The organism is Roseibium polysiphoniae (assembly GCF_014842925.1).
In the GTDB taxonomy this organism is placed as follows: Bacteria; Pseudomonadota; Alphaproteobacteria; order Rhizobiales; family Stappiaceae; genus Roseibium; species Roseibium polysiphoniae.
In genome coordinates this window covers 365,454-391,547 of record NZ_JACYXJ010000007.1, presented here as the reverse complement: position 1 = coordinate 391,547, position 26,094 = coordinate 365,454, and the positions used below count along the sequence as shown (strand labels likewise).

Genomic DNA, 26,094 nt, shown 5'->3' with positions numbered 1-26,094 from the left:
CCTGTTGAATTGAAAGGCTGCGCCATAAGGCGCAGCCTTTTTGCTATCTGGATGCGGTCGTGATCATGAGGTCACAGGTGGGGGCATTGAGATCAAACCACACGCTCCGGCCTCGTGAAAAGCGACAGGCCTTTTTGTGCATTGCCTTAAATTTCTGTCATGTGTCGCCGGAACAGGTGACGGCGCCCTATTGTCTCCCCTAGTATCGCAATAAGAGATGTATTCGATGCCGGTTCGAGATTGAGCCGCAGCCCATGGGCGAAGACGGAGGAATTGGATGACAGGCCACACACGGCGATCTGGGGCGTTGAAGAGCCTTCTGACAGGCGTTCTGCTTGGGCTGTCGGTGGCAGGCGCCACAGCACCGGCTCTTGCATCCGAACCGGAGTGGCATCAGGCAACGGCGCTGACCGGCGAACCGAAGTATGGCGCTGACGCATCCCATTTCGACTATGTGAACCCGGACGCACCCAAGGGCGGCCTTGTACGTCTGTCCACGTCCGGTGGCTTTGATACCTTCAATCCAATTCTGCCCAAGGGGAATCCGGCGCCCGGCGTCGGCCTTGTCTATGAGACCTTGATGGAGAGTTCTCTGGACGAGCTCAATATCAGCGCGCAATACGGGCTCATCGCAGAAGCGCTCCGCTACCCGGAAGACTTTTCCTGGGTCGAATATCGCCTGAACCCGAAAGCCCGTTGGCACGATGGCGAGCCGATCACCGCAGCCGACGTCATCTGGTCGTTCGAGAAGGCCACGGAATTAAGCCCGCGGCAGAAATTCTACTACAAGAATGTCACCAGCGCCGAGGAGCGTCCCGGCGGCGTCATTCGCTTTGAATTCGATACGAAAAACAACCGCGAATTGCCCCACATCATGGGCCAGCTGCTGATCTTGCCAAAGCATTGGTGGGAAGGCACCAACGCCAGCGGCAAGCCGCGCGACATCGCCAGCGGCCTGCAGGAAGCCCCGCTGGGCTCCGGTCCCTACAAGGTCAAGGATTTCTCCTTCAATCGCCGCGTCACCTATGAGCGCGTCAAGGATTATTGGGCCGAGGATCTGGCGGTAAAGGTCGGGACCAACAACTTCGATGAAATTCGCTATGATTCCTATCGGGACAGCGCAGTTCTGCTGGAGGCTTTCAAGGGAGACCAATATGATTGGCGCCGGGAGAACATCGCCAAGAACTGGGCGACGGCCTATGATTTTCCGGCAGTGAAAGACGGCAAGGTCGTTCTGGAAACATTCCCCGACCACGGCTCCGGCATCATGCAGGCGTTCATTCCCAACCTGCGTAGGGAGAAATTCCAGGACGAGCGGGTGCGCGAGGCACTGAACTACGCTTTTGATTTCGAGAGCATCAACCGCACGTCTTTCTTCGATCAGTACAAGCGCATTTCGTCCTTTTTCGCGGGGACCGAGTTGGCGCAGACGGGTCTTCCGGAAGGACGGGAACTTGAAATCTTGGAAAGCGTCCGCGACCTGGTTCCGGCCTCGGTCTTCACCGAGGAATACAAGAACCCGGTTGGCGGCGGACCACAGCAGCAGCGTCAGAACCTGCGCGAGGCCCTGACCTTGATGAAGGCCGCAGGTTACAAGCTTGAAGGGCGCAAGCTCGTCAACGCCGACACCGGCGAACCCTTCACGATCGAGTTTATTGCCCAGGACCCAAGTGCTGAGCGATATGTTCTGCCCTTTGCCAACAATCTCAAGCTGATCGGCATCGATCTGACCATCCGCGTCCTCGATACCCCGCAATATATCAATCGCATTCGCAGCCGTGACTTCGACATGGCGACCCTGCTCTGGGCCCAATCCCTGTCACCGGGCAATGAACAGCGCGACTACTGGGGCTCTGAAAGCGCGGACAAGCAGCAGTCCTACAATTATGCAGGCATCAAGGATCCGGGCGTCGACGCTCTGATTGAAAAGGTGATCTTCGCAGAGGACCGCGAGGAGCTCGTCGCCGCGACGCGTGCGCTCGACCGGGTGCTGATGCACCACCACTATGTCATTCCGCAATGGTATCTCGACGTCGACCGCACCGCCCGCTGGAACCGCTTTGGCCATCCGGAGAACATTCCCGAATATTCCAACGGCTTCCCGACGATCTGGTGGTACGACGAGGCGAAGGCCGCCAAGACAGGGGTCGCGAAATGACGGCGCCCCTGGAGACAAATCGCCGGCGGTTTCTGAAGCTGACCGGTGCCGGTGCCCTGGCTGCCAGCCTGCCGCTCGGCCTGGAGAGCGCTTTCGCCAGCGACAGGCGCCACGGACTGTCTGTCTTTGGTGACCTGAAGTATCCGGCGGATTTCCAGCATTTCGACTACATCAATCCGGATGCGCCGAAGGGCGGCACCTTCGTCTTCCGGGCGCCGAGCTGGTCTTACAATCAAAATCCGCGCACCTTCAACACGCTCAACTCCTTCATCCTGAAAGGCGATGCGCCTCCACGCATGGAGCTCTGCTTTGACAGCTTGATGGCGCGCGCTCTGGATGAACCGGACGCGCTCTACGGGCTCATTGCGGAAAGCGTCGAGATCGAGGAGGACGGCAACACCTACATCTTCAACCTGCGTCCCGAGGCCCGTTTTCATGACGGGTCGAAGCTCACGGCCGAAGATGTTGCCTTCTCGCTGATCCTGCTCAAGGCCGATGGTCATCCTCAGATCAGTCAGGTTCTGGGCGAACTTCTCGATGCCGAAGTTCTGGAGACCCACAGGGTCGCCGTTCGCTTCACGGGCAAACAGACACGGCAGCTGCCGCTGGTGGTTGCGGAACTGCCGATCTTTTCCAAGCGGTACTACACCGCCTACGACTTCAAGCAGACGACCCTGACGCCGCCGCTGTCTTCAGGCCCTTACAAGGTCGGCAAACATGCCGTCGGCCGCTACCTCGAGTATCACAAGGTCGAGGACTATTGGGGCAAGGACTTGCCGGTTTCCGTCGGTCATTCGAATTTCAACGTGCTGCGCCTTGAATTCTTCCGCGAGTATCAAGTCGCTTTCGAAGCCTTCAAGAAGGGCAACGTGACCTTTCAGGAGGAGTTCAGCTCGAAGATCTGGGCGACGGAATACAATTTCCCGGCGGTCGAGGACGGCCGGGTAATCCGCAAGGAGTTTCCGGACAACAGGCCTGCAGGTGCGCAAGGCTGGTTCTTCAACACCAGACTGGACAAATTCTCCGACCCTCGCGTGCGCCGGGCCATTGGCTATGCGTTTGACTTCGAATGGTCGAACAAGTCGCTGTTTTACGGGCTCTACACCCGCACCCAGTCCTTCTTCCAGAATTCGGACATGATGGCTCAGGGCATGCCTTCTCCGGAAGAGCTTGCCTTGCTTGAACCCTTCCGTGGTCAGGTGTCGGATGAGGTCTTTGGCGAGCTCTATGTCCAGCCGGTCTCGAACGGATCGGGCTTTGATAGGTCCATGCTTCGCGAAGCCTCGCGCTTGTTGACTGAGGCGGGCTACACTCGTGACGGCTCTGTGTTGGTGGGGCCGACCGGCGAGCCGCTCACAATCGAGTTCCTCAACAATTCCCCCGGATACGAGCGCATCGTCCTGCCTTACATCAAGAACCTTGAACGGCTCGGGATCAAGGCGAACTTCCGATTGGTAGACCCTGCCCAGTATCAGGCACGGCTGAATGACTTCGACTTTGAAGTGGCCAGCCGCCGGTTCTCGCTGACGGCGACACTGAGTGACAGCATTCGTCAGTTCTGGGGCTCAAAAGCTGCCGGAATCAAGGGCAGCTACAATCTAGCGGGAATTGCCGATCCGGTGGTCGACGCCTTGATGGAAACGGCATTGTCGGCCAAAAGCCGTGAGGAAATGACGGTGGCGGCCCGCGCCCTCGACCGTGCCCTCAGACCGGGTCATTACTGGGTGCCTCAATGGACCAAGCCGGTCCATACAGTGGCCCTATGGGACATGTTCGGCTATCCGGAAAAGCCGCCATTTTACGATTTCCCGGTCGAGACCACCTGGTGGCTGGATCTGGAAAAGGCAAAGAAGATCGGCAAGGCCGGCTAGGCGCACAACACGAGGCGATAGAACAAGAACATGGGCGCCTATATCCTTCGACGGCTCCTGCTGATGATCCCGACCCTTGTCGGCATCATGGCGATCAACTTCTTTATCATCCAGTTCGCGCCCGGCGGGCCCGTGGAGCGTGTGATTGCGCAGCTCTCGGGCACCGACGTCTCCGCGACCGCCCGCATCAGTGGCGGCGGATCGGACATGGGCGGCGGCGGTGGCGACGCAGTGGGCGGCAGCGCTGCCGGAGAGAGCGTCAGCTCCAAGTACCGCGGCGCGCAAGGGCTCGACCCTGATTTCATCAAGGAGCTCGAAGCGCAATTCGGTTTCGACAAGCCTCCGCTTGAGCGGTTCCTGACGATGCTCTGGGACTACGCCAGGTTCGATTTCGGCGAGAGCTATTTCCGTGACATCAAGATCATCGATCTGATCGCGGAAAAAATGCCGGTCTCGATTTCGCTCGGGCTCTGGATGACGCTTCTATCCTACGCGGTGTCGATCCCGCTTGGGATCCGCAAGGCTGTGTCCGATGGGTCGCGCTTTGACGTGTGGACTTCAGGTGTGATTGTCGTTGCCTATGCCATACCGGGCTTCCTTTTCGCGGTCCTCTTGATCGTCCTGTTTGCCGGTGGGTCCTTTCTGGATCTCTTCCCCTTGCGCGGGCTGACTTCCGAGAACTGGGAGGCCATGTCCTGGCCGGCGCGCATTCTGGACTACTTCTGGCACCTGGCCCTGCCGTTGACTGCGATGGTGCTCTCGGCCTTTGCCACGACCACATTGCTGACCAAGAACTCCTTCCTCGACGAGATCCGCAAACAATATGTGGTCACGGCCCGGTCCAAGGGCCTGAACGAGCGTCAGGTGCTTTACGGGCACGTTTTCCGCAATGCCATGTTGATCGTCGTTGCCGGATTTCCGGGGGCTTTCATCTCGTCCTTCTTCGCCGGGTCTCTCCTCATCGAAACGATCTTCTCGCTCGACGGCCTTGGGCTGCTCGGCTTTGAATCGGTGATCAACAGGGACTACGCGGTGGTCTTCGCGACGCTTTATATTTTCTCGCTCATGGGCCTGCTTGTGAACCTGATATCCGATCTGACCTACACCTGGATCGATCCGCGCATCGATTTTGAAACGCGGGAGGTCTGAGCAATGGAAACCATGGTTCAAGGTGCGATGACCGGCACGCAAGACGAGCGCAAGCGGCGATTGTCGCCGATCAACCAGCGCCGTCTGGCGAACTTCAAGGCAAACCGCCGGGGGTTGTGGTCCCTCTGGATCTTCCTCGTCCTCTTCGTTCTGGCGATGGGGGCGGAGTTCCTGACCAACGACCGGCCGATCCTCGTGTCCTACAAGGGCGAGCTCCTGGTCCCGACCTTCGTCAACTATCCGGAAGAGAAATTCGGCGGTTTTCTGGCTGTGACCGACTACCGCGATCCCTTCATCCAGGAGGAGATCAACGCCAACGGCTGGATGATGTGGCCGTTGGTTCGCTACTCCTATCGGACTGTGAACAACGAAATTCCTGTGCCGGCCCCGGCGCCCCCGTCCTGGATGCTCGACAAGGAAACCCGCTGCGTACGCTATGCTGAGGGCGCCGAGGATCCAAACTGCGTGATCGGCAACTGGAACTGGCTGGGCACGGACGATCAGGGACGCGACGTGCTTGCGCGGCTGGTCTACGGCTTCCGCATTTCGGTCCTGTTCGGTCTGGCACTGACGCTCGCATCGTCGGTCATCGGCATCGCCGCCGGCGCGGTGCAGGGCTACTACGGCGGATGGGTCGATCTGATTTTCCAGCGCTTCATCGAGATCTGGACGGCAATCCCGACGCTCTATTTGATCCTGATCGTGTCTTCGGTGCTCATACCGGGGTTCTGGACGCTGTTCACGATCCTGCTTGCTTTCTCCTGGGTGGCGCTCGTTGGTGTGGTGCGCGCGGAGTTCTTGCGGGGCCGGAATTTTGAATACATCGCGGCGGCTCGCGCGCTGGGCGTTTCCAACCGCACAATCATGTGGCGGCATCTCCTGCCCAACGCCATGGTCGCCACGCTCACCTTCATGCCCTTCATCCTGAATGGATCGATCTCCACACTGACCGCGCTCGATTTCCTCGGCTTTGGCCTGCCTCCGGGATCTGCCTCTCTGGGGGAACTTCTGGCGCAGGGCAAGAACAACCTTCAGGCGCCCTGGCTCGGCATCACCGGCTTCATCGTCATCTCGCTCATGCTGAGCTTGTTGATCTTCATTGGCGAAGCCGTTCGCGACGCCTTTGATCCGCGCAAGAGCTTCGCCTGAGGAGAGCGGCCATGAACATACAAGCAAACACTCCTCTTCTGTCTGTTGAAGATCTCTCTGTCGCCTTCGGTCAGGGCGACAAGCAGAACCTCGCGGTCAAACGGATCTCCTTCTCCGTCAACAAGGGCGAGACGGTTGCGCTGGTCGGCGAGAGCGGATCGGGAAAATCCGTTTCGGCACTCTCGGTCTTGAAACTGCTGCCCTATCCGTCGGCCTCTCATCCCTCAGGCAAGGTGTTGTTCAATGGAACAGACCTGCTGCATGCGGATGAAAAGACCATGCGCAAGGTGCGCGGCAATGAGATCTCCATGATCTTCCAGGAGCCGATGACGTCGCTCAACCCGCTGCATAGTGTTGAAAAGCAGGTCGCGGAAGTTCTCAAGATCCACCAGGGCATGAGCGACACCAAGGCGCGTCAACGCGTTCTGGAGCTTTTGACACAGGTCGGTATTCGCGACCCGGAAACCCGCCTGAACTCCTATCCGCATCAACTTTCCGGCGGCCAGCGCCAGCGCGTCATGATTGCCATGACCCTCGCCAATGAGCCGGACCTCCTGATTGCGGACGAACCGACCACAGCGCTTGACGTCACGGTTCAGGCCCAGATTCTGAAACTTCTGAAGGAGCTTCAGGCCGCGCGCGGCATGGCCATGCTTTTTATCACCCACGACCTGGGCATAGTCCGCAAATTCGCCGATCGGGTCTGCGTGATGACGGGCGGTGAGATCGTCGAACAGGGACCGGTCGCCGAGATTTTCGACAACCCGCAGCATCCTTACACGCGCCATCTCCTGGCCGCCGAGCCGAAGGGCATGCCACCGGTCCAAAATGACAGCAGACCTGTTGTGGTCCAGGCCGATGACCTGAAGGTCTGGTTCTCGATCAAGCGCGGGTTTTTGCGCAAGACCGTCGATCATGTGAAGGCCGTCGACGGCATCGACATCAAGGTCCGCAAGGGTCAGACCCTTGGCATTGTGGGTGAGAGCGGGTCGGGCAAGACAACCCTCGGACTTGCGATCCTACGGATGATTTCGTCCACGGGACGGATCTCCTTCAACGGCGCTGACATTCAGGAAAATTCTTGGAAGGAAATGCGGCCCCTGCGCCGTGACATGCAGATCGTGTTTCAGGACCCCTTTGGCGCCTTGAGCCCGCGCATGTCCGTGTCTGATATTGTCGGCGAAGGCCTGCTGGTCCATTTCCCGGATCTGAGTGCTGAGGAACGGGACCGCAAGGTCGCTAGGGCCCTGGAGGAGGTCGGGCTCGATGCCTCCACCCGCTTTCGCTACCCGCATGAGTTCTCCGGCGGTCAGCGCCAGCGCATCTCCATCGCGAGGGCCATGGTGCTTGAACCCAAGTTTGTCATGCTGGACGAGCCGACCTCAGCCCTGGACATGAGCGTTCAGGCGCAGGTCGTCGACCTCTTGCGCGACCTGCAGCGCAAACACGATCTCGCCTATCTGTTCATTTCGCATGACCTGAAAGTCGTTCGCGCCCTGGCCAATGAAGTCGTCGTCATGCGCAACGGCAAGGTGGTCGAGTCCGGTGTCTCGGATGAGATTTTCGATCGGCCCCGCACCGCCTACACCAAGGCCCTCATGGCCGCCGCCTTCAACCTGGAAACCGCTCCTGAAGGCGTGGTGAGCGAATGAGGAATAACGGTGCTACACTAGGTAGCTGACTGCACAGCTTCACTAACGAAAGACATCACATGATTGCCGCGCGCGCATTGCTGGTTGTTTCTCTGGTCGTGATTGCGGCTATTGCGATCTGGGGCGTCGTCGATGCACCGGGGCTTGTCTCCGTCGCCTCCGTCATTGTCGATGAGTATTTCCGCAGTCGTGGCTGGTTCCTGATGCTGACGGTCACCGGCATGCTGTTCTTTTGTGTCGGCCTGGCCTTTTCGCGCTACGGCGACATTCGGCTGGGCGCCGATGACGATCGGCCGGAGTTCTCCACGGCGTCCTGGATTGCCATGCTGTTTGCCGCGGGCATGGGCGTGGGGCTGCTGTTTTGGGCCGTCGCAGAACCGCTGACCCATTTTGATTTTGCCAAGGAATTCACGATCGATCCGGTCGCGGCAGAACAGGCGCTTGTGACCACCGTCTTTCACTGGGGCATTCACGCGTGGGGCATCTATGGTGCGACCGCCCTGGTCATTGCCTATTTCAGCTTTCGGCGTGGGACGCCGATGCTCGTCAGCGCTCCGGTGACCTATCTTTTTCCGCGCGAGCGCTGGGCCAGTCTTCTGGGTTGGCTCGCCGACTTCATGGCGATTGTCGCCATCGCGATCGGCGTTGGCGGCTCCATCGCCATGGGTGTCTTTCAGGTGGCCGATGGCGTGGATGTGCTTGTCGGTGGCTCAGGCGCGGGGCCCTGGCTGGTCGGCATCGTCTTCGCAGTCATGGTCGCAAGCTATATTCCGCCGCTGATGATCGATCTGGGCAGCGGCATGTCCCGTCTGTCCAACCTGGCCATGCTGCTTGCCATCGGTCTTGTGGTCTTCGTCGTGATCTTTGGGCCGACGGAATATTTGCTCAATTCAATCCTGGGCACCTTCGGACAGTATCTCACGAACTTCATTCCGCGCGGCTTTGAGACCTTCACCTTCTTTGACGATGATGTCACCCAGCAGTTCAACAGCTGGACGCTGACCTACATGGTTTGGTGGATTGCCTGGGGCCCGTTCGTCGGCGTTTTCGTCGCGCGGATTTCCAAGGGCCGCACGATCCGCGAATTCGTGCTCGGCGTCCTCATCGGGCCGACGATTTTTTCGGTGATCTGGTTTGGCGCGTTCGGCGGCATCGGACTTTATGAGACCCTGCAAGGCACCGGCGAGTTGGCGCGTCAGGCGGCCGCGAATGCCGAGCGCGCGACCTTCGCGCTGCTGGAGCGGATGCCATTCCCGGTGATAACCACGATCATCACCATCATCGCGGCGTTCTTGTTCATCGTCACCAGTGTCGTCAGCGCCGCCTTCGTCCTCGGCACTTTCTCGACGGGTGGAGACCCTGACCCCAAGCCCCGCATTCGATTGATCTGGGGCATCCTCCTTGGCGTGCTTGGCTATGCGATGATCCTGTCCGGTTCCATGGACGCGGTCAAAAAACTGATCGCGCTCGGCGCCCTGCCGTTTGTCTTCATCACCGTGGTGCTGATGGTCTGCCTGCTACGGGCTTTGGCGGAGGAAAAAACCTTGGCAGAGGAGAAAACGTCATGATCGTCGGTGATCTGCTCGACACGGTGCTCAACCTTGGCACCTTCGCCTTCATAGGATTTCTCGTCTGGCTCATGATGCGGGATTTGCCGGATCGCGATGCGGAAAGTGGTGAAGACTGACTAGCCCACCCAGCAGGTTGGGAAATAGCCACCGGCTTCCTGATCCTTGCCGATAGAGCGGCGCGTCTTGAACCCGATGAGCCCATCAGCGCCGCCGACGTCATGGCCCTTGGCTTCCAGCGCCAGCTGCAGCGTTCTGACGGCACCCCGGGTGGTCTTCTTGGTGGGTTTCCAGGCCGCGGCAAAGCCCTTGTTGCTGCCATAGCGGTCCGCAAGATGGCCGACAAAGAGCGCATAGGTGTCGCTCTCGTTGTATTCCTTGATGACGTAGAAGTTTTCGGTCGCAATGAACGCCGGTCCATAGCGCCCGGCGGGCATGAGGATATTGCCGGGACGAGCAAGCTCATGGTCCGGGAACGGACGGCCGCTGACACGCTTGACACCGGCGGCTGCCCATTTGGAGATGGACGTTCGATTGTCCGGCCCTTCGAGGGCGCAGGAGATGCTGTCCGGAATGACGACCTCATAGCCCCAGTCGCGGCCTTTGACCCAGCCATGCTTGGCCAGATAATTGGCGATGGAGGCCATCGTGTCGACCTCGGATCCCCAGATATTCGGGTGATTGTCGCCATCGAAATCGACAGCGTATTTAAGATAACTCGAGGGCATGAACTGCGGCTGGCCCATCGCACCGCCCCAGGAGCTTTTCATTGCCTTGCGCGAGACGTCGCCGTTTTGCAGGATCTTCAGGGCGGCGATCAGCTCGTCTTTGAAGAAGTCCCGCCGCTGGCCCATGAAGGCCCGGGTCGCCAGAACGCGGATCGCGTCATGGGGGATCTTCGCGCCGCCATAGCCAGATTCCCGGGCCCAGATCGCCAGAATGATGCGTTTGGGCACGCCGTAGCGCTTCTCGATGGCAGCAAGGGACCTTGCGTGCTTTTTCATCAGCCGTCGGCCGCCCGGCACCAGCGCATTGAACTGGCTGTCTTTGAAGTAATTGGCCGGGGCGCGGAACTCGGCCTGAAAATTGACCTTCGGCGGGCTCCCCTTGCCGCCGGGGCCCACAAGGCCGGGCAAGGAGGTGTCCGGTGTCAGCCCCTGAAGCTCCCGCGAGAGCGTCGCCCCCTTGACCCCTGCCGCCTGGGCAGCGGGTTTGACCTCGGCCTCTAGAAAGTGCCTGAACTCTGCGTCATGCTTTCCGGCTTGCGCAGGAGAGACAAAAAGGCAGGAGAGGGTGGCAATTGTCAGGAAAAATCGGCTCACGAAAAGGCTCCGGGACGAGGCATCAAGGTGCCAGATCCTAACATGGACCAGGTGAACCGCTGAACCTCCGCCTGATTTATTCGGTAGATAACCGTTCCCAGGAAAGGTCCGTCGCCGTTTGCTGCAAGAGGTCCGATTTTTGGAACCGGTACCAGCACCCGCCGCCGCCGGATTGGTCATGGCTCCGAGAGATCGGCACGTTCATCAAGTGGCACTTCAACAAGGTGCCGACGCCGCCATGCCCGGTGAAGAGCACCGGTTCGGTTTCCTCGATATCTGCCAGACGGGCTGAAATCCCCGAAACGATCCGTTCTTGCGCGCCTTGGGCTGTTTCCCAGCCGCGCACGCTCTGACCCGGATGTGCGAAAAACTGGTCCGCCACCTGCTCGAATTCGTCGGGAGGTAGAAAGCCGGTCGCAGACCGGTCATTTTCGTGAAGGACCTCGATCGGGGTGACCGGCAAGCCGAAGGCCCGGGCAAAGATCTCTCCGGTTTCAATGGCCTTGCGCTCGGCGCTCGAGATCACATGCCGGATCGATGCAGCCCAGGGCAGCTGCACTGCCGCTTCGGCGCGCTGGCGGCCAATCTCGGAAAGCCCCCAGTCCGGTACGGGAACCTCAGGGTCGATCTGAACCTGCGGATGGGTCAGGTAAATGCAAAAGGTCATGGTGTCCTACTGGTATCAAGAAATGCGTTCGTCCATCCAGTCTGTGATCAGCTGGTAGGCGATGGAAATGGAGGGCGGAATCTTGTCGCCATTGGGGTGCGTGCCTTCGATCATCTGTTGCACCTCGGCCCGGTCGCACCAGCGGCAGGCTTCAAGTTCATCATCCTCCAGGAAAATCTCGCTGGACGTGGCCTTGCCGTAGCAGCCGAGCATCAGGTTGGAGGGAAATGGCCAGGGCTGGTTCGACCTGATCCAGACGTCTCCAACGGAAATGCCCGCTTCCTCCATGGTCTCGCGCCGAACCGCCTGTTCAACGGTCTCGCCCGGCTCCATGAAGCCGGCCAGCGTCGTGAAGATCCCTTCCGGGAGCCTTGGTGGCCGGCCAAGAAGGGCGCGATCGTTTTCGTCGATGATCAGCATGATCACGCAGGCGTCCGTACGTGGGAAATGCTGACCGCCACAAGACGGGCATTCGCGGCGATAGCCGGCATCGGCGAGGTTCGACGGATGTCCACACCGCGAGCAGAACTTGTGCGTCCGGTGCCAGTGGATCATCGCCCGGGCCTGAGCGAGCACACTGGTGTCTTCAGCAGAAAGATCGCCTTGAATCGCAAGGGTCCTGAGATCAATCAGCGTCAGGTCATCGAGCGCTTCGATCTCCTCATCGCTCTTTTCGATGCAGGTGGCAAAAAGCGGATCACTGCCGTCGGGCTTTTGCCCGAGAAAGACCATCTCCTCGCGCAAAGCGCCAAGCTCCAGCGCTTTTTCCAGATTGTGGCGCATGTTTGCAGGTCCGGAGGTATCCAAGATGAGCTGCGTTGCCGTGGACAGAACAATCCCGGCATCCGGGGCCTGAAGACGACTTTCGATCCAGGCCGCATCTGTCCGTTTGGTCGACTGACGATCGATCGTGTTGTCGACAAAACTCATGGGTGGGCGCGGGGTGCGATCGTTGGCCGTCATGCGGTCGGGGTCCTTGACTTGCTGAAGCCGGCAGACGTGCCGGATTGCGGGCTTGCTGGGATGGGGCGGTTGAACTGCGCTTGGGGGCTATTCGGAGAGTGCCTCTTGTAGGGCGGAAATCAGGTCATTGGCCTTGCTGCCTTCATAAGGCACGGGCGGGACCGCACCCCAGACAGGGGCTGGCCAGGCCGGATCCTCGCGGAACCGCGCAACAACATGGACATGAAGCTGAGAAACGACATTGCCGATGGCTGCCACATTCAGCTTTTCGCAATTCGTCGCGGTCTTGAGGGCTTCGCTGACCGTGCCGATCTCCTCCATCAACTTGGCCCGCTCGGTGGGGTCCAGGTCGATGATTTCGATCAGGTCCTTGCGACGTGGAATGAGGAGCAGCCAAGGATAATTGGCGTCCTTCATCAGCCGGACCGCGCAAAGCTCAAGGTCAATGACAGGATGGCTGTCGCCTTCAAGGCGCGGGTTCAGGTCGAAGGCAATCATGCTGGCTCGGTCCGTTTTCATGAGAGCCCACTTGCAGATGGAGTATAGGGCCTTGGCAGGAAAATGCCGCTGAAATCACGCCCGCGCAAAACAAGATCACGCGTTGTTCAGCGCCCACTCCAGATAGGCGTTTTGAGCATGCATCAGATAGGCTTTTGCTGCCGTGGCTGCAAACGTCGGGTGAAGCATGGCGTCTGCCGAGACCTCGCGGCTACGGCTGACCGGCGGGCAAGGGATGAAATGCCCGCCCGGGCGGATCGTGTCCAGATGCGCTGCCTCGACCTGATAGCGGCGCAGGAGCGCGTCGTTGGTGTTCTTGGGCCAGCAATCCGTGATGACCACATCGGCTTCGCGGATGGCGGACATGCTATCGGTTGTCTCGATCGAGCCACCCGTCGCCTCATCCTCGTTCATGAGGTAATTGGTGTCATAGAGCTGAACAAGACGGATCGGCAGAACCCGCGCGGCCTCGACCCAGGACTGCAGGATGTTGCCGATGGGTGCAACGGCGACAACGGTCAGACCGTCCAGTGACCCGCGCTGGGCATGCAGGTAGCTCAGGTCACCGAGGGTTTCGCAAGGGTGATTGACCTTGGTTCTCAGGTTCATGACCGGGAACGGGGCAGCCTCGGCGAACGCGCGCAGTCGGCGCAGCAAGGGTGTGCGAACAGCCACAAGATCGACCCAGTTGTTCAGATATGCCGAAAGGTCTTCCAGCGTTTCGCCACCGGCGAAGGAAATCGGCAGCTTGACGCAATGGCCGCCCATGACCTGGATGCCGAGGTCCAGCGCCGATGTGTTGCGCCAACCGCTGTCATCGACGATCAGGCCGACGCGCTTGCCTGAAAGCGATTGCGGCATCTGCCGGTCCGCCCAGGCTTGCCCGAGAACCTCGGCGCGTTGGGCGAGGGACAGGAGCAAGTCCGGCGATAGGTCGTCGAGGGCAAGCAGGTCGCGTGTCATGAAGGGCTTTTCAGTCAAAAGAAAATCTGGCGGGGAAGGCCGTCAGGCCCGCGGAAGGAATGAGATAAAATACCCAATCCGGTCGTCTGGCAAACAAACTTTGTCTTGCCTCTTGCCAAGAGCCACCCTTCTCCTGATATAAGGGCCTCGGAAGGTTGGTGGTGGACGAGCCACTCGCCAACTGGGTCAGGTCCGGAAGGAAGCAGCCCTAACGAGATCCGGCACGGGTCATCGTGCCAGCCTTCCACCTACTCCCTTTCATCTTTCGCCATCATTTTTCGAATGAATCGCCAGCGTGTGCCATGCATTGACTTGGCGTGCGCATGGGCCGATCGGTGCGTGACGCTGCGGCCGGTGGAATCTGGTAGAGCATTGCACAAAAAAGTTGATGCCAAGCCGCGACAGCTCCGCGCAAAAGACGGTAAGGTGCGCCCATGGATGATATCGCCTTTCCGACAGCGGGAGAGGGGGCAGGTGCCCCGGCTTCCAAAGACAGCGCCTACCGCGTTCTGGCCCGCAAGTACCGGCCCCAGACCTTTGAGGATCTGGTCGGTCAGGAACCCATGGTTCAGACCCTGGAAAATGCGTTTGACACTGGCCGGATTGCTCAGGCCTGGATGCTCACCGGCGTTCGCGGTGTCGGCAAGACGACCACCGCGCGTATTCTCGCCCGCGGCCTGAATTATGAAGTGCCCGGCGTGGCCGACAAGCCGACGGTGCGCCTCGAGCAGGAAGGCAGTCACTGCAAGGCGATCATGGAAGGCCGCCATGTCGATGTGATCGAGATGGATGCCGCCTCCCACACCGGCATCAACGACATTCGCGAGATCACCGACGCGGCCCGCTATCGTCCGGCCACGGCGCGCTACAAGGTCTACATCATCGATGAGGTCCACATGCTGTCGAACGCGGCTTTCAATGGTCTTTTGAAGACCCTGGAAGAGCCGCCGGAGCATGTGAAATTCATCTTCGCGACCACGGAAATCCGCAAGGTGCCGGTTACGGTACTGTCCCGTTGTCAGCGCTTTGATCTGCGCCGGATCGATCAGCCCAAGCTGGTTGGCCTGCTGCGCAGGATCTCTGACGCGGAAAACATCCAGATCACCGATGAGGCCCTGACACTGATTGCCCGCGCGGGTGAAGGTTCAGCGCGTGATTCCCTGTCTCTCTTGGATCAGGCCATGGCCCATGGCGCTGGCGCGATTGAGGCGCCGGATGTGCGCTCGATGCTGGGTCTTGCAGACCGGGCCAGGGTCATCGACCTGTTTGAACACGTCATGAGCGGCAACATCGCCGCGGCCATGGAAGAGCTCGCTGCCCAATATGCCGTTGGCGCGGACCCGGCCGTGGTTCTGACCGATCTTGCCGATTTCACCCATCTGGTCACGCGCTTGAAGGTCGTGCCCAAGGCCGGGGACGATGTCTCTTTCACCGAAACCGAGCGGGTGCGCGGCCATGAGTTTGCCGAAAAGCTCTCCATGCGGCTGTTGTCGCGGGCCTGGCAAATCCTTCTGAAGGGCGTGCACGAAGTTCAGAGCGCGCCAAAACCTCTGGCTGCTGCCGATATGGTTCTGGTCCGTCTGGCCTACGCAGCTGATCTGCCGGATCCGGGCGATGCCCTGGCGCTTTTGCGCAGCGGCGGTCTTGTGCCTGCTGGAGGCGGTGCGCCCGCTGGCCAGGGCGGCCCCTCAGGCCAAGGACCTTCAGCGCAGGCTCAGTCGGGACCTGCCCAATCTGGACATGCACCGGGCGGCAATGGCGGTCCGGGTGCGATCATGACCACATCGCTCGGCCGTCCGCGGCTGGAAGCGATCGCAGGAGGTGCTGGCCAGGCAGCTGCGCAAGCGGCCCCGCAGCGGATCATCCGTCCGGAACCGCAGGCGGAGCCTGAACCGGCCGTCGCCAAGGTGGTGCTCGCCAATCTGCGTGACTGTGTGGCGCTCGCCTCTGAAAAGCGCGACATCCCCATGAAGGTCGCGATCATGCGCCAGATGCGTCTGGTGAAGTTCGAGCCGGGCCGGATCGAGATCCAGCCGACCGAAGATGCGTCGGCGGACATCGCCGGTGAATTCGGCCGCAAGCTGACCGAATGGACCGGAACGCGCTGGATCGTGAGCGTCAGCCGCACCCAGGGCCGGCCGACGATCCATGAGGAAGAGGTCGCCAACCAGGAGCAGTTGCTGTCCGATGCGCGGTCTCACCCGACGGTTTCCGCGCTCTTGAGCAGCTTTCCCGGTGCCAAGGTCATCGATGTGCGCGTTCAGGAGAGCGAGGAAGAGGATCTGGAACTGGCCGATCCGCTACTCGCTGAAGCGCTGGGCGATGATGACCCGGACGAGATTTAGTTTGCCTCTTACCGGCAGCCCGATTAAGGCCCATATCAAGCAATAAATGCCGCAGCGCGCGGTTTTGGCACAACAGACACGGAGCGTGAGGGCAATGGATTTCCTCAAGATGATGAAGCAGGCAAAGCAGATGCAGGAGCAGATGGGCTCCTTGCAGGAAGCCTTTTCCGAGATTGAAACCGAAGGCACTTCCGGTGGCGGCCTCGTCACCATCAAGATTGCCGGCAAGGGCGAAATCCGCAGCCTGAAGATCGACCCGTCCCTGTTCAAGGAAGACGATGTCGAGATCCTGGAAGACCTGATCATCGCAGCCCACAATGAGGCGCGTATCAAGGCGGAAGCCATGATGCAGGAAAAGACCCAGGAACTCATGGGCGGCCTCGGTCTTCCAGCCGGCATGAAACTGCCGTTCTAGGCGGGTGAAAGATCTGGCTGCGCCTCAATCCTTATGGTCGTCGTCCCGGGCTTGGTCCGGGACCGGCGTACAGGGGCGTAAGCGCTTCTTTCGAAATCGCACAAACGTTGAAGGCATATGTCGCAGAACAAGGTTGCAGGCCCCGAGATTGAGCAGCTGATCAAGCTCCTGGCGAAATTGCCGGGCCTCGGCCCGCGATCGGCCCGCCGCGCGGCCCTGCATCTGATCAAGAAGAAAGACCAGCTTCTGGTTCCATTGGCAGAAGCCATGGGTGTTGCCGTCGACAGGATCGGCGTCTGTTCAACGTGCGGCACCGTCGACACGTCAGACCCTTGCGCCATTTGCGCCGATCCGCGCCGGGATCAGGCCACGCTGGTCGTGGTGGAAGATGTCGCCGATCTCTGGGCGCTGGAGCGGGCCGCAGCCATCAATGCGCGCTACCATGTGCTGGGCGGTACGCTTTCGCCGCTCGACGGCATCGGTCCGGACGATCTCAACATCACGGGTCTGGTCGAGCGCTGCCGGGTGGAAGCGATCAGCGAGGTTATCCTTGCGATCAACGCCACGGTCGAGGGGCAGACCACCGCCCATTACATCACCGATCAGCTTACCGGCCTTGATGTCAGCATCACGCGGCTGGCCCATGGTGTGCCGGTCGGCGGCGAACTGGATTATCTCGACGAGGGCACCCTCGCCCAGGCCCTCAAGGCCCGCACACGGTTTTAGCCGGTTTCCGAACGGTCTGTAGGTCGTTGTCTAATTGCTTTCCCAAAGCGTTTTCGTATCGCCTTCACTGGCCGGAATGCTGAATTCCGAACTTGCCGCGTTGCGTTGCAGTGCATGGGCCGCTGCCTGGGCATATTCGAAGATGAGCTGATTGAGGCGATTGGACTTTCCGTAGGTCGGTCCCTTCTCTGGGCCGCCGGCCAGTGTGATCGCCCCGTCATCGATGCGGCTGATCGGTTCAACCTCTCGAAACGGCAGGCCGGTGTCCATATCATAGAGTGTCAATCCGGCTACGAACTGCGGGTTGTCTGGCCGTTGCTTGCCATTGACGAAAACCTGGGTGCCGGTGAGCTGCTGCAGACCGAAGCGGCTGCGGATGAACACGGATTTGACAGTCACGACGGCGCGAACCGGGCGTGTGCCGGTCATCAGTGGCTTGAGCGAGTCCTCCACGTGCGGTTTGACGTTGGCGGCAATGGCCGTTTCCAGGGCCGCTTGTCGTCCTTGCTGATTGGTCAGGCCGAAACGTGTGCCAAGTGCGCCGAGCGTCGACCCGCCGGAAACGCTCTCGCTGATTTCACCATCCAGATCTGAGACAAGAAGCGGCCGTTCCGCGCTGGAAAAATCGACGTCCACCTGCGCGAGGCTGACCTCATTCAGATAGCTTGACTGCGGCGTGCTGGGCACGCTTTGGCACGCGGCCAGCAACAGTGCCAACGCCGCCATCATACCCGCACCGGCAAAACGCTTCAAAGACCGCGCGTGAGATTCGAAATCTGCAATCGCCACAGAAACCCCCAATTTATGTCCGTGGAAATGCGTATATCAGATTTGCGTCACGGCTAATATCGCTGATGGCTATGGGTCTATTGATATGGGTCAAAGCGCATATGCGCTAAGGCGCATAAGAAAGATCCATGCAGGATATTTTGACCGCCCTTTGTGACCCCACCCGCCGTGCGGCTCTGGCCATCGTCTGGGACGGCGGCGAGCACTGCGTTTGCGAACTGATGGAACGGCTTGATGCAAGCCAGAGCCGGATGTCCCGCCATATGAAGGTGCTGCGTGAGGCTTGCATTGTCGTCGACCGACGCGATGCGCAGTGGGTGCGCTTCCGGCGCAACCCCGGTCTTGCGCCGGAGATCGTGGCGATCATCACGGCCATATTGAAAGCGGAAAAATTACTCGAACTGGAAATCGCATGAGCACCGAAATTCAAGGCAGTGCCTATCACCGCGAGATGCCGGACTGGGGATGGTATCTGGGTGTGGTCGTCGCAGCTATCCTGTGGTGGCTGGTCTACGGACAATTGTCTGCGTTTTCCGAATGGGTGACGTCGCTGTTCCCGGTTGCCCGCGACAGCCATACCGGCGAGGCCATCGCCTTTTTCGTCTACGACGTGCCCAAGGTGCTGATGCTGTTGACCGGCATCGTCTTTGTCACTGGCGTGCTGCGCAGCTGGTTCAGCCCGGAGAAAACCCGCGCCATTCTGGCTGGCAAGCGCCAGATCTGGGGGTATCCGTTGGCAGCCTTTCTGGGCGTTTTGACGCCATTTTGCTCCTGTTCTTCGGTGCCACTCTTCATCGGCTTCGTCTCGGCGGGCATCCCGCTTGGCGTGACCTTTTCCTTTCTGATTGCGGGGCCGATGGTCGGCCCGGTCGGCCTCGGGCTGCTCTATGGCCTGGTCGGCTGGAAGATCGCCACGATCTATCTTGTCTTCGGGTTCTCCATTGCCACGACCGCAGGTTACGTCATGGGCCGGATGGGTCTGGAACGTTACCTGCAGGACTGGGTCCGGGACCTGAACGCCGGCCCGGTAGGAGATCTGCCAGAGGAGAGCCTGACACTCGCCGACAGGCTGAAGATCGGCCTCGAGCAAGTGCGTGAGATTGTCGGCAAGGTCTGGATCTGGGTGCTGGCCGGCATCGGCATCGGAGCTGCGATCCACGGTTATGTTCCCGAAGCCATGATGTTGAAGATCATGGGCGGTGAAGCCTGGTGGTCGGTGCCCTCTGCCGTTGTTATCGGTGTGCCGATGTACACCAACGCCGCCGGCGTTATCCCAATCGTCGAGGCCCTGCTGGGCAAGGGGGCAGCCCTTGGAACCACACTGGCCTTCATGATGTCGGTGATTGCCCTGTCACTTCCGGAAATGATCATCCTCAAGCAGGTTTTGACGCTTCGGCTGATCGCAATTTTCATCGCAGTTGTGTCGACCGGCATCCTCGCCACTGGTTACCTCTTCAATTTTCTGCTGTGACCGCCGATCCCGTCTTCCGTGGGCTCCTGGCCGGCAGCATTTTTCGAAAGGACATTCCATGAAATCCGTCAAGATTTACGGACCAGGTTGCAAACGCTGTGCGGAGACCGAGGCGATGGTGAAAGAGGCCGCGACCAGGCTCGGTATCGATCTTGATCTGGAAAAGGTCACGGACGCCAAATCCATCGCAATGGCCGGTGTCATGTCGACGCCGGGCATCTCGGTGGACGGCAAACTCGTACATGCGGGCGGCCTGCCCGTGGCCTCGAAGCTGGAGCAATGGCTCACGGCCTAATGCGTGGCTCCAAATTCCACCGTCATTGCCGGATCAAGTCCGGCAATGACGGTGGAGCAAAGGTCGCGTCCTTGCACCTACCCGCGCTGCCACAAATTCCGACGTCATGCCATGACTTGATCATGGCATCCATGCCGTGAACTTGCCTTTTGGGGAGCGCGTCGTTGAGGGAAGGGATAAAGGGCGCACGACAGCTCAGAAGAATTGACGTTTACGGATTTATTCATAAGTATAAGGTAACAAGAGTATACTATCGCCTAAAGAGATAAATATGGATCCAGTTCGAAATCCGTTTGCGCCTGGAGCAGGCTCTCAACCGCCGGAATTGGCGGGTCGGGAGGAAATCATTGCCGCCGCTGACACCGCGCTTCAACGTATTCTAATTGGGCGCCCGGCCCAGTCGCAAATGCTCCTGGGTCTGCGTGGCGTTGGAAAAACCGTTCTTCTCAACAAAATAGAGCAGATCGCAGAAAAACACGGCTATCTGACTTCTTTCATAGAAGCGCCAGAAGACCGCAAACTTGTCGACCTGCTCTATCCGAAAATTCATCAAGTCGTCCGGAAGCTGTCTCTTATCGAGTCTGCGAAGAACACCGCGCATGCAGCCTTGCGAGCACTTCGCAGCTTTGCAAGTGCATTCAAAGTTAACATGGGCGACTTTGAGGTATCCGTCGATCCAGAACCGGGTGTCGCTGATAGTGGCAATCTAGAATACGATATAACTGAGCTATTTCTTAAAGTTGGGGATGCCGCGAAAGCGGCTGGGAGGGGCTGGGTACTTCTGATCGATGAAGTGCAATACCTCTCGCCTGAAGAGCTCGGAGCGCTAATCGTTGCGATCCACCGGATTAACCAGAAAGCATTGCCCGTACTTTTGTTTGGGGCCGGACTTCCCGCAATTGCGGCCTTGTCTGGAGATGCCAAATCCTACGCAGAAAGGCTTTTCATCTTCCCTCGGGTGGATGCTCTCGAAAACGCCGATGCTGCGAACGCAATCCGTCAGCCAATCGAAGAAGAAGGGGAAACCATAGACGGGGAGGTACTTGACGAGATTATCGCGTTGACGATGGGATATCCCTATTTTCTGCAAGAATGGGGTTACCAAGTCTGGAATTCCTCGGCCCAATCCCCAATCGAAATGAGCTGTATTGAAGTTGCTGGGAAGGAAGCCCTTCGAAGGCTTGACGAAGGCTTTTTCAAAGTTCGAATAGATAGGCTAACCCCTAAAGAAAAAGAATACGTGATCGCCATGGCGCGTCTGGGGTCTGGGCCTTATCGGTCGTCGGATGTAGCCGAAATGCTGGGCGAAAAACTCACGACGCTAGGACCTCGGCGCGCGCAGATAATTGCAAAGGGAATGATTTACAGCCCAGCACATGGAGATATTGCATTCACGGTTCCTATGTTCCACGAGTACCTCGGACGTCACTGGATCAGGGACTGACCTTCGAAGCTGGCGCGTGGCTATGTACGAAGTCGTCGCCTGTTCTTCGAAGAGGCGAGTAAATTTTGCTCGAGAAGAAATCATTTCTAATAGGTTCTTTGGGAGAAGGAATTTATGGAAGAAGAGATCAAGGTTGTAGGCAAATCGGCGGACGCAGTTGCGGAGGCGGCAAAGACGGCGGGGAAGTTAATTGATGCCGCGAGTTCATTTGGCCGATGGCTTGATCGAATATTCGGCGATGCCGTTGAAAGTGGGGTTGGTTTAGCTTCCCAAGAATTGCGCTATCTAGAGATCCAAAGAGCAATTCGGTTAAGTGAAAAAGTCCAGAGAAAGATGAACGACGCGGGAGTGGTAGACATTCGCGCAGTATCGCCGAAGATTGGTCTGCCAATTCTGCAAAATGCCGCTATGGAGGAAGACGAAAAACTCCATGACTTGTGGTCAAATCTTCTTGCTGCCGCGCTGAACCCGAAGGGCGCCAAAGTGGAGCGTTCTTTCGTTTCCATTTTGAAAGACTTTTCTAGTGAAGACGCAGCAACTTTTCATAGGATTGCGATTGCGTGGAACGAAGAAAAATTCGTTTCTTTACCGCATAACCTGGATACGATTAGGACCGAGAATTGTGTGGTTTCGGTGGTTCAATCCGCAGAAGGGCCTCCATTCCCAGAGCAAATGATCTCTGTTACCAATTTGGCGCGCTTGGGCCTAATACGACCTTCAAATTCAACTGCAAAACTACATACAATCGTACCCGACAAATTTCACCGTTCCGACCCACGAATTCAAGAAATCACAGTTCGAGTAGCAAACGACCTAAATTTGGTAGTTTTGACGCCGCTTGGTTTTGAATTTTGGAACGCGATACGGTAGGGGTGAATAAATTTATTATTTTCGTTAGTATAATCTATGAATATGTTCTTATTTTTAAGAGTTATTATAGTATATTTTCGATTCAATTCTGCAGCGTCCCCTTGCACCTACCCGCCATTCCCCCTATGTCGAGGGCACTGATGACAAACCGTTGAAAGTGCCCATGTTCGCAGCTGCCTCCCGTGCCATGTCCCAGGTCTTCGAGCCGCAGTTTCGCAAGATCTTCCTGAAGATGCTCGGGTTCACGCTGGCCGTTCTCTTGGTGATATGGATTGCGCTTCAGGGGCTGGTCGCCGGCTTCGTCGAGCTGCCCTATCCCTGGCTGGAGACGGTGCTTTCGATACTGACCGGCATAGGCGCCGTCATCGGCCTCGGCTTTCTGATTGCACCGGTCTCGGCGCTCTTCGCCGGCCTCTTTCAGGATGAGATCGCCGATATTGTCGAGACACGGGACTATCCGCAGGACGCGCCAGGCAAGGCCATGGCGGTGATCCCGTCCATTATTCTGGCGCTGAAGTTCACCGGCATCGTTCTCCTGGGCAATCTCTTTGCCCTGTTCCTGCTGTTGATCCCGGGGATCAATCTGGTCGCGTTCTTCGTGGTCAACGGCTATCTGCTTGGCCGTGAGTTCTTTGAGTTCGCGGCGACCAGGTTCATGCCGGTTGAGGACGCCAAGCGACTGCGCCGGGCGAAAAGTGGCACGGTCTTCATGGGCGGGCTGGTGATCGCAGGGGTTCTTGCGGTGCCGATCCTCAATCTGGTGACACCGATTTTTGCGACAATTTTCATGATGCATCTGTTCAAGCGCGTGCAGGCGAATGCGCCCATCTGACGCAGATACCGCTCAACATCGCAAAATGTGACGGTGTTTGACGGGCTTTGGCGACAAAACGCTGACGTTTTCACCTCAAAAATCACCGGCCGCACAAAAACCTTTGGCAAAACTGAAACGGTTGAAGTCTGAAAAATCAGCGAAAACCGTCTCATGCACCGTCAAATTTCCCGAGAAAGCGCAGAACTCGTTTAACATTCACCCTTAGGATGCTTTGACGAGATGAGGTGTTGGCGCTAGAACCCTTCTAGACAACGCCTTGAATTGCTTACGCTTACGTGAACGTAAGATGGCGTCGTACGGGAGAGATATTCCATGTCGAATGCCGACCTGAAGGGCAATCGCCCTCTGTCGCCCCATCTTCAGATCTATAAGCCGATCCTGACGATGGTCATGTCGATCCTGCACCGCATCACCGGTGCGGCCCTTTATTTCGGGACGATCCTGATGGTCTGGTGGCTTGTTGCCGCCGCTGCCGGCCCGGCCTATTTCGAATTCGTCAGCGAGGTCTTCGGCTCGATTATCGGCCGGCTGATCCTGTTCGGCTTCACCTGGGCCCTCGTGCACCACATGCTTGGTGGTTTGCGCCACTTCGTCTGGGACATGGGCGCCGGTTTCGGTGCCGAGGCAAGAGAGTGGATGGCGCGGGCCACGATCATCGGTTCTGTCGCTCTGACCGTGGTCCTTTGGATCATCGGCTACATCGTTCGCTGAGGGAGACTGACATGACTGATATGCGCACGCCCCTCAACAAGGTCCGCGGCCTTGGCTCTGCCAAGGAGGGCACGGACCACTTCTGGAAGCAGCGTCTGACGGCTGTCGCCAACGTTTTCCTGATTTCCTTCTTCGTCATCCTCGTCATTTCCCTGCAAGGGGCTGGCTATGAGGAAACGGTCAAGGCGCTCGGAAATCCGCTTGTCGCGATCCTGATGCTGCTGGTGATCCTCTCCGGCGTCGTCCACATGAAGCTGGGCATGCAGGTGATTATCGAGGATTACGTTCATGGCGAGGGCGCCAAGGTGCTCTGCCTGATCGGCAACATCTTCTTCTGTGCCCTCATCGGATTCGGCGCGATCTTCGCCGTGCTCAAGATTGGCTTTGGAGGCTGACCCGAATGGCCAAGACATATGAATTCGTCGAACACACCCATGACGTGGTTGTGGTCGGCGCCGGCGGCGCAGGTCTTCGCGCCACCCTCGGCATGGCCGAGCAGGGCCTGAGAACGGCCTGTATCACCAAGGTTTTCCCGACCCGTTCCCATACTGTTGCGGCACAGGGCGGCATCGCTGCCTCGCTCAAGAACATGACGCCGGACAGCTGGGAATGGCACATGTACGACACGGTGAAGGGCTCCGACTGGCTCGGTGACACCGACGCCATGGAGTATCTTGCTCGCGAAGCGCCCAAGGCGGTTTACGAGCTGGAGCACTACGGCGTTCCCTTCTCGCGCACCGAGGACGGCCGCATCTATCAGCGTCCCTTCGGCGGCCACATGCAGAACTACGGCGACGGCCCGCCCGTGCAGCGCACCTGTGCCGCGGCCGACCGGACCGGTCACGCCATCCTGCACACGCTTTATGGTCAGTCCCTGCGCCACAATGCCGAATTCTACATCGAGTATTTTGCGCTCGACCTGATCATGTCGGAAGACGGCGTCTGCCAGGGTGTGATCGCCTGGAACCTCGATGACGGCACCATCCACCGCTTCTCCGCCAAGATGGTCGTTCTGGCCACCGGCGGCTACGGCCGTGCCTATTTCTCGGCAACCTCCGCCCACACCTGTACCGGTGATGGTGGCGGCATGGTGGCCCGTGCGGGCCTGCCGATGCAGGATATGGAGTTCGTTCAGTTTCACCCGACCGGTATCTATGGTTCGGGCTGTCTGATCACCGAAGGGGCCCGCGGCGAGGGTGGCTATCTGGTCAACTCCGAAGGCGAGCGTTTCATGGAACGCTATGCGCCTTCCGCCAAAGACCTTGCCTCTCGTGACGTTGTCTCGCGCTGCATGACCATGGAGATCCGCGAAGGACGTGGTGTCGGCAAGGACAAGGATCACATCTTCCTGCATCTGGATCACCTGGATCCGGCCATGCTGGCCGAACGCCTCCCGGGCATTTCGGAAAGCGCGCGTATCTTTGCAGGCGTCGATGTGACCAAAGAGCCGATCCCGGTCCTGCCGACGGTTCACTACAACATGGGCGGCATCCCGACCAACTACTGGGGCGAGGTGCTGAACGCGAACGCTGACAATCCGGACCGCATCCAGCCGGGCCTGATGGCGGTGGGTGAAGCCGGCTGTGCCTCCGTTCACGGTGCCAACCGTCTGGGCTCCAACTCCCTCATCGACCTTGTGGTCTTCGGCCGTGCGGCCGCGATCCGGGCCGCTGAAGTGGTTGATCCCAAGGAAGCTGTGCCGACCCCGAGTGAAGCCTCCTGTGAGAAAATCATGGATCGCTTCGATGGTCTGCGCAACGCCAGCGGCTCGATCGCGACGGCAGACCTTCGCGACAAGATGCAGCGGACCATGCAGGAGGACGCAGCCGTCTTCCGGACACAGGAAAGCCTGGAGCAGGGTTGCAAGCGCATGAGTGCGATCTGGGGCGAGATGAAGGACCTCAAGGTCTCCGATCGCTCCATGATCTGGAACTCGGACCTTGTCGAAACCCTCGAGCTGGAAAACCTGATGGCCAACGCCATCACCACGGTTTACGGCGCGGAGGCCCGCAAGGAATCCCGTGGCGCCCATGCCCGCGAGGACTACAAGGACGGTCCGCTTGGCGGTCGTAATGACGATGAATGGCGCAAGCACACCCTCTCGTGGGTGGATGAAGCCGGCAACGTCAAGCTCGACTACCGCGCAGTTGTCACCGAACCCTTGACCAAGCTCGAGGACGGCGGCATCGACCCCAAGAAGATCGCGCCGAAAGCGCGAGTCTACTAAGGAGCG

25 protein-coding genes and 1 other RNA gene are annotated in these 26,094 nt (G+C 58.9%); 20 read left to right on the top strand and 6 right to left on the bottom strand.

Translation table 11 applies throughout. From position 1 onward, the window contains the following. The first annotated feature begins 277 nt into the window (after nucleotides 1–277). Genes IG617_RS20115 through IG617_RS21860 form a run of 7 tightly spaced genes read left to right on the top strand, consistent with a single transcriptional unit; the run spans nucleotide 278 to nucleotide 9,666 of the window. The gene (locus IG617_RS20115; RefSeq protein WP_192111001.1) at nucleotides 278–2,158 is read left to right on the top strand and encodes an extracellular solute-binding protein; all 1,881 of its coding nucleotides are present in this window, start codon (nucleotides 278–280) and stop codon (nucleotides 2,156–2,158) included. Beyond that, entirely contained in the window at nucleotides 2,155–4,029 is a 1,875-nt protein-coding gene (locus IG617_RS20110; RefSeq protein ID WP_192111000.1) for an extracellular solute-binding protein, read from the top strand. The genes IG617_RS20115 and IG617_RS20110 overlap by 4 nt, the downstream gene beginning before the upstream one ends. A gap of 30 nt (nucleotides 4,030–4,059) precedes the next feature. Next, entirely contained in the window at nucleotides 4,060–5,178 is a 1,119-nt protein-coding gene (locus IG617_RS20105) for a microcin C ABC transporter permease YejB (protein WP_153770354.1), read from the top strand. Nucleotides 5,179–5,181: 3 nt separating this feature from the next. Further along, a complete protein-coding gene (locus IG617_RS20100; protein WP_254170636.1) occupies nucleotides 5,182–6,327 on the top strand; it encodes an ABC transporter permease in 1,146 nt (381 codons plus the stop codon). A gap of 11 nt (nucleotides 6,328–6,338) precedes the next feature. Then, complete coding sequence (locus tag IG617_RS20095; protein WP_192110999.1) at nucleotides 6,339–7,979, top strand: ABC transporter ATP-binding protein; 1,641 nt, start codon at nucleotides 6,339–6,341, stop codon at nucleotides 7,977–7,979. A gap of 59 nt (nucleotides 7,980–8,038) precedes the next feature. Further along, on the top strand, nucleotides 8,039–9,547 hold the full coding sequence (locus IG617_RS20090; protein ID WP_192110998.1) for a BCCT family transporter: 1,509 nt from the start codon (nucleotides 8,039–8,041) through the stop codon (nucleotides 9,545–9,547). Continuing rightward, nucleotides 9,544–9,666 (top strand): hypothetical protein, encoded by a 123-nt coding sequence (locus tag IG617_RS21860; protein WP_274611799.1) that lies wholly within the window; start codon nucleotides 9,544–9,546, stop codon nucleotides 9,664–9,666. Before IG617_RS20090 ends, IG617_RS21860 begins: the two co-directional genes overlap by 4 nt. On the opposite strand, the gene IG617_RS20085 is transcribed toward IG617_RS21860, so the two are convergent. The 5 genes from IG617_RS20085 to IG617_RS20065 form a co-directional block, all read right to left on the bottom strand. After that, nucleotides 9,667–10,869, bottom strand: coding sequence for a lytic murein transglycosylase (locus tag IG617_RS20085; protein ID WP_338110045.1), 1,203 nt, complete (start codon nucleotides 10,867–10,869; stop codon nucleotides 9,667–9,669). 76 nt (nucleotides 10,870–10,945) lie between these two features. After that, nucleotides 10,946–11,536, bottom strand: coding sequence for a histidine phosphatase family protein (locus IG617_RS20080; RefSeq protein WP_192110996.1), 591 nt, complete (start codon nucleotides 11,534–11,536; stop codon nucleotides 10,946–10,948). Between the two features lie 15 nt (nucleotides 11,537–11,551). Further along, entirely contained in the window at nucleotides 11,552–12,499 is a 948-nt protein-coding gene (gene nudC / locus IG617_RS20075) for an NAD(+) diphosphatase (protein WP_209008631.1), read from the bottom strand. Between the two features lie 87 nt (nucleotides 12,500–12,586). Continuing rightward, nucleotides 12,587–13,018, bottom strand: a complete 432-nt coding sequence (locus IG617_RS20070) for an HIT domain-containing protein (protein WP_246542438.1) — start codon at nucleotides 13,016–13,018, stop codon at nucleotides 12,587–12,589. Between the two features lie 75 nt (nucleotides 13,019–13,093). Then, nucleotides 13,094–13,960, bottom strand: coding sequence for a Rossmann-fold NAD(P)-binding domain-containing protein (locus tag IG617_RS20065; RefSeq protein WP_192110995.1), 867 nt, complete (start codon nucleotides 13,958–13,960; stop codon nucleotides 13,094–13,096). A gap of 150 nt (nucleotides 13,961–14,110) precedes the next feature. On the opposite strand from IG617_RS20065, the gene ffs reads away from it, so the two are divergent. The 4 genes from ffs to recR all read left to right on the top strand — a co-directional run bounded on the left by ffs (nucleotide 14,111) and on the right by recR (nucleotide 17,446). After that, nucleotides 14,111–14,208: signal recognition particle sRNA small type (gene ffs, locus IG617_RS20060), an RNA gene on the top strand. Between the two features lie 186 nt (nucleotides 14,209–14,394). After that, nucleotides 14,395–16,305, top strand: coding sequence for a DNA polymerase III subunit gamma/tau (locus tag IG617_RS20055; RefSeq protein ID WP_192110994.1), 1,911 nt, complete (start codon nucleotides 14,395–14,397; stop codon nucleotides 16,303–16,305). 94 nt (nucleotides 16,306–16,399) lie between these two features. Continuing rightward, nucleotides 16,400–16,720 carry a YbaB/EbfC family nucleoid-associated protein gene (locus IG617_RS20050; protein WP_192110993.1) on the top strand — a complete coding sequence of 107 codons (321 nt, stop codon included), beginning with the start codon at nucleotides 16,400–16,402 and terminating at the stop codon, nucleotides 16,718–16,720. A 117-nt stretch (nucleotides 16,721–16,837) separates the two neighbouring features. Further along, nucleotides 16,838–17,446 carry a recombination mediator RecR gene (gene recR / locus IG617_RS20045; RefSeq protein WP_192110992.1) on the top strand — a complete coding sequence of 203 codons (609 nt, stop codon included), beginning with the start codon at nucleotides 16,838–16,840 and terminating at the stop codon, nucleotides 17,444–17,446. Nucleotides 17,447–17,476: 30 nt separating this feature from the next. Here recR and IG617_RS20040 read toward each other — a convergent pair whose 3' ends face one another. After that, entirely contained in the window at nucleotides 17,477–18,235 is a 759-nt protein-coding gene (locus IG617_RS20040) for a hypothetical protein (RefSeq protein ID WP_192110991.1), read from the bottom strand. A gap of 128 nt (nucleotides 18,236–18,363) precedes the next feature. Here IG617_RS20040 and IG617_RS20035 point away from each other — a divergent pair, with 128 nt between their 5' ends. The 9 genes from IG617_RS20035 (at nucleotide 18,364) to sdhA (ending at nucleotide 26,088) form a co-directional block, all read left to right on the top strand. After that, nucleotides 18,364–18,651: an ArsR/SmtB family transcription factor gene (locus IG617_RS20035; protein WP_192110990.1), complete on the top strand. Its 288-nt coding sequence runs from the start codon at nucleotides 18,364–18,366 to the stop codon at nucleotides 18,649–18,651. Beyond that, a complete protein-coding gene (locus IG617_RS20030; protein ID WP_192110989.1) occupies nucleotides 18,648–19,706 on the top strand; it encodes a permease in 1,059 nt (352 codons plus the stop codon). Before IG617_RS20035 ends, IG617_RS20030 begins: the two co-directional genes overlap by 4 nt. Nucleotides 19,707–19,764: 58 nt before the next feature. Beyond that, nucleotides 19,765–20,001: a thioredoxin family protein gene (locus IG617_RS20025; protein ID WP_192110988.1), complete on the top strand. Its 237-nt coding sequence runs from the start codon at nucleotides 19,765–19,767 to the stop codon at nucleotides 19,999–20,001. Between the two features lie 271 nt (nucleotides 20,002–20,272). Next, nucleotides 20,273–21,445 (top strand): ATP-binding protein, encoded by a 1,173-nt coding sequence (locus IG617_RS20020; protein WP_192110987.1) that lies wholly within the window; start codon nucleotides 20,273–20,275, stop codon nucleotides 21,443–21,445. Nucleotides 21,446–21,559: 114 nt separating this feature from the next. Continuing rightward, nucleotides 21,560–22,315, top strand: coding sequence for an Abi-alpha family protein (locus tag IG617_RS20015; protein WP_192110986.1), 756 nt, complete (start codon nucleotides 21,560–21,562; stop codon nucleotides 22,313–22,315). A gap of 163 nt (nucleotides 22,316–22,478) precedes the next feature. Beyond that, nucleotides 22,479–23,147 (top strand): sulfate transporter family protein, encoded by a 669-nt coding sequence (locus IG617_RS20010; RefSeq protein ID WP_192110985.1) that lies wholly within the window; start codon nucleotides 22,479–22,481, stop codon nucleotides 23,145–23,147. 315 nt (nucleotides 23,148–23,462) lie between these two features. Further along, nucleotides 23,463–23,861, top strand: coding sequence for a succinate dehydrogenase, cytochrome b556 subunit (gene sdhC, locus IG617_RS20005; RefSeq protein WP_153770371.1), 399 nt, complete (start codon nucleotides 23,463–23,465; stop codon nucleotides 23,859–23,861). 11 nt (nucleotides 23,862–23,872) lie between these two features. After that, nucleotides 23,873–24,256 (top strand): succinate dehydrogenase, hydrophobic membrane anchor protein, encoded by a 384-nt coding sequence (gene sdhD / locus IG617_RS20000; RefSeq protein ID WP_192110984.1) that lies wholly within the window; start codon nucleotides 23,873–23,875, stop codon nucleotides 24,254–24,256. Nucleotides 24,257–24,261: 5 nt separating this feature from the next. Continuing rightward, the gene (gene sdhA / locus IG617_RS19995) at nucleotides 24,262–26,088 is read left to right on the top strand and encodes a succinate dehydrogenase flavoprotein subunit (protein ID WP_192110983.1); all 1,827 of its coding nucleotides are present in this window, start codon (nucleotides 24,262–24,264) and stop codon (nucleotides 26,086–26,088) included. Nucleotides 26,089–26,094: the final 6 nt, after the last annotated feature.

Bases quoted from the DNA above. Each gene is read 5' to 3' on its own strand.
- IG617_RS20115 (WP_192111001.1), top strand. From the start codon at position 278: ATGACAGGCCACACACGGCGATCTGGGGCGTTGAAGAGCCTTCTGACA.
- IG617_RS20110 (WP_192111000.1), top strand. From the start codon at position 2,155: ATGACGGCGCCCCTGGAGACAAATCGCCGGCGGTTTCTGAAGCTGACC.
- IG617_RS20105 (WP_153770354.1), top strand. From the start codon at position 4,060: ATGGGCGCCTATATCCTTCGACGGCTCCTGCTGATGATCCCGACCCTT.
- IG617_RS20100 (WP_254170636.1), top strand. From the start codon at position 5,182: ATGGAAACCATGGTTCAAGGTGCGATGACCGGCACGCAAGACGAGCGC.
- IG617_RS20095 (WP_192110999.1), top strand. From the start codon at position 6,339: ATGAACATACAAGCAAACACTCCTCTTCTGTCTGTTGAAGATCTCTCT.
- IG617_RS20090 (WP_192110998.1), top strand. From the start codon at position 8,039: ATGATTGCCGCGCGCGCATTGCTGGTTGTTTCTCTGGTCGTGATTGCG.
- IG617_RS21860 (WP_274611799.1), top strand. From the start codon at position 9,544: ATGATCGTCGGTGATCTGCTCGACACGGTGCTCAACCTTGGCACCTTC.
- IG617_RS20080 (WP_192110996.1), bottom strand. From the start codon at position 11,536: ATGACCTTTTGCATTTACCTGACCCATCCGCAGGTTCAGATCGACCCT.
- nudC (WP_209008631.1), bottom strand. From the start codon at position 12,499: ATGACGGCCAACGATCGCACCCCGCGCCCACCCATGAGTTTTGTCGAC.
- IG617_RS20070 (WP_246542438.1), bottom strand. From the start codon at position 13,018: ATGAAAACGGACCGAGCCAGCATGATTGCCTTCGACCTGAACCCGCGC.
- IG617_RS20065 (WP_192110995.1), bottom strand. From the start codon at position 13,960: ATGACACGCGACCTGCTTGCCCTCGACGACCTATCGCCGGACTTGCTC.
- IG617_RS20055 (WP_192110994.1), top strand. From the start codon at position 14,395: ATGGATGATATCGCCTTTCCGACAGCGGGAGAGGGGGCAGGTGCCCCG.
- IG617_RS20050 (WP_192110993.1), top strand. From the start codon at position 16,400: ATGGATTTCCTCAAGATGATGAAGCAGGCAAAGCAGATGCAGGAGCAG.
- recR (WP_192110992.1), top strand. From the start codon at position 16,838: ATGTCGCAGAACAAGGTTGCAGGCCCCGAGATTGAGCAGCTGATCAAG.
- IG617_RS20035 (WP_192110990.1), top strand. From the start codon at position 18,364: ATGCAGGATATTTTGACCGCCCTTTGTGACCCCACCCGCCGTGCGGCT.
- IG617_RS20030 (WP_192110989.1), top strand. From the start codon at position 18,648: ATGAGCACCGAAATTCAAGGCAGTGCCTATCACCGCGAGATGCCGGAC.
- IG617_RS20025 (WP_192110988.1), top strand. From the start codon at position 19,765: ATGAAATCCGTCAAGATTTACGGACCAGGTTGCAAACGCTGTGCGGAG.
- IG617_RS20020 (WP_192110987.1), top strand. From the start codon at position 20,273: ATGGATCCAGTTCGAAATCCGTTTGCGCCTGGAGCAGGCTCTCAACCG.
- IG617_RS20015 (WP_192110986.1), top strand. From the start codon at position 21,560: ATGGAAGAAGAGATCAAGGTTGTAGGCAAATCGGCGGACGCAGTTGCG.
- IG617_RS20010 (WP_192110985.1), top strand. From the start codon at position 22,479: ATGTTCGCAGCTGCCTCCCGTGCCATGTCCCAGGTCTTCGAGCCGCAG.
- sdhC (WP_153770371.1), top strand. From the start codon at position 23,463: ATGTCGAATGCCGACCTGAAGGGCAATCGCCCTCTGTCGCCCCATCTT.
- sdhD (WP_192110984.1), top strand. From the start codon at position 23,873: ATGACTGATATGCGCACGCCCCTCAACAAGGTCCGCGGCCTTGGCTCT.
- sdhA (WP_192110983.1), top strand. From the start codon at position 24,262: ATGGCCAAGACATATGAATTCGTCGAACACACCCATGACGTGGTTGTG.